Annotated in this window: 2 protein-coding genes and 1 pseudogene; 2 read left to right on the top strand and 1 reads right to left on the bottom strand. The window is 66.9% G+C overall.

The window, feature by feature from the left end; all coding sequences use genetic code 11:
- Positions 1–145: 145 nt before the first annotated feature.
- Positions 146–1,345, bottom strand: a complete 1,200-nt coding sequence (locus JCM9942_RS14625) for a beta-ketoacyl-[acyl-carrier-protein] synthase family protein (protein ID WP_054660556.1) — start codon at positions 1,343–1,345, stop codon at positions 146–148.
- A gap of 247 nt (positions 1,346–1,592) precedes the next feature.
- On the opposite strand from JCM9942_RS14625, the pseudogene JCM9942_RS14630 reads away from it, so the two are divergent.
- A pseudogene (locus JCM9942_RS14630) lies at positions 1,593–1,862 on the top strand (YcgL domain-containing protein); the annotation flags it as partial.
- Positions 1,855–2,043, top strand: a 189-nt coding sequence (locus JCM9942_RS14635) for a hypothetical protein (RefSeq protein ID WP_054660558.1), incomplete at its 3' end; no start/stop codon positions are given. The pseudogene JCM9942_RS14630 and the gene JCM9942_RS14635, both read left to right, overlap by 8 nt.

Raw genomic sequence — 2,043 nt, forward strand, 5'->3', positions numbered from 1 at the left:
TTGGCGGCCAGCAGCTGCGCCGACGGCCGCGCGGGTGCGCCTTCCGGGATCGCCCCTGTGCGCACGTGATCACACGCCGCTTGCCACGAGGGCAGGCCGGTGCACCAGAAACCCACACCTTCCAGGGTTGCTTCAAGCATCGCCATCAGTCCGCCCTGCCGAACACGAGCGAGCAGTTGTTGCCGCCAAAACCGAATGAATTGTTCATCGCGTAACGGATGGATCGCTGTGCATTTTCAAAATGGATCTGCTCACCGCAGGCGTCATCGCGGACCTCGCTGTTGAGGGTGCCCGGCAGCAGGCCGTCCGACAGGGCCAGCAGTGCGATGGCCGATTCCACAATGCCTGCCGCGCCCAGCGTATGTCCGGTCCAGCCCTTGGTTGAACCGGCATGCAGTGTCGGCGGAAACAGCGCATCCACCGCGCGTGCTTCGATACTGTCATTGGCCGGGGTCGAGGTGCCATGCAGGTTGAGGTAGCCCACCTCGCTGGCGTCGATACCGGCGCGGTGCAGGGCATCGGCCATGGCCAGCCGCGCGCCCAGCCCTTGCGGATGTGGCGCGGACATATGGTGGGCGTCGCTGGACTCGCCATAGCCGCACAGGCGCAGCGCAGCGCCGTCATTGGGATCGAGACGTTCCAGCAGTGCAAAGCCACCGGCCTCGCCCAGCGACAGGCCGCTGCGGCGTGCATCGAAGGGTTGGCACGGGGTGGGCGAGACCAGCTGCAGTGCGTTGAAGCCGAACAGCACGCTGCCGCACAACGTATCCACGCCACCCACCAGCGCGGCATCGACAATGCCGGCGGAAATCCAGCGGGCGGCCTGGGCAAACACCTTGGCGCTGGAAGAGCAGGCCGTGGCCACGGTGACGCAGGGGCCCCGCAGGCCGGTGGCCTGCTGCACGAACTCGCCGAGCGAATGGGGTGAATGGATACGCGCCCGTTGCAGATCGGCCGGAAACTGAGGGACGCCCTCGGCATCGGGCTCGAGCCGCGTGTAGGCCTCTTCGGTGGCGCCAATGCTTGAGGTCGAGGTGCCGATCACGATTGCGATGCGGTGCGCGCCATGGCGGGCAATGGCCGCGGCCAGTTGCTGCGGCAGACCGTCCTGCTGCAGCGCCAGCCAGGCCAGGCGGTTGTTGCGGCAATCGTAGGCGGAAAGCGCCTCGGGAACCGCGGCGCTTTCCAGTCCGTCGACGCGGCCGATCCAGCATTCCAGCGGATCGGGGCCGAAGTCGTTGCGGCGCAAACCACTGCGCCGATCGCGCAGAGCGTGCCGCTGCGCGGCCAGTCCGGCACCCAGTGCAGTGGTGGCGGTAAAGGCGCGAATGGAGACAGGCGTCATGCGGGGCGGCGATGCTGCGGTCACGCGGTATTCCAGGAGCGGTCGATGGCGCGAGTATATAGCGGGGCTGTGGGCGGAAATGGAAGGTGACGCTGTCACCTTCCGGCGCAGCGTGGGATTTTGATGAACAACCGCAGTGCGCACGGCTGAAACCGTGGCACGCGCACAGGGCGCGCCTTTCGCCGCTGCGGCATTTCCTCCACAATCATGGCCACTCAATCCCAGGGCAACGCCCCATGGGCATGCAAGCTACGTCTATAAAAGCCAACGCAAGCAGGACACCTACGTCTATCTTGCCAAGCGTGATGATTTCGATGTGATCCCGGCCACACTGGGTGCCACGCTTGCACCGTACACCTTTGTGATGGAGGTGGCCCTGACTCCCGAGCGTCGCCTGGCCCAGGCCGACGCCGCGCTCGTGCGCGCGAATCTGGTCGAGCGCGGATTCCATCTGCAGCTGCCGCCGCAACCGCTGGCGCCGGTAAAAATCGCCCGCATCGACGGTCGCGATGACTGATCACACGCGCACCCGTGCGATTGCCGCCGCACTGGCGACGGGTCTGGTGTTGAGCCTGGCCACGGCGTTCGGCGGCGTGGTGGCGGCGCTGTGCGGTGTGCTCGCGCAGCCGGCGTTCGCGCTGGCGGTGTCATGGGGACGCGGTACCCGCGCGCAGGCCCCGGCAGGTGCGCTGCTCAAA

Origin of the sequence: Stenotrophomonas pictorum JCM 9942 (assembly GCF_001310775.1) — a bacterium.
Lineage (GTDB): Bacteria > Pseudomonadota > Gammaproteobacteria > Xanthomonadales > Xanthomonadaceae > Stenotrophomonas > Stenotrophomonas pictorum.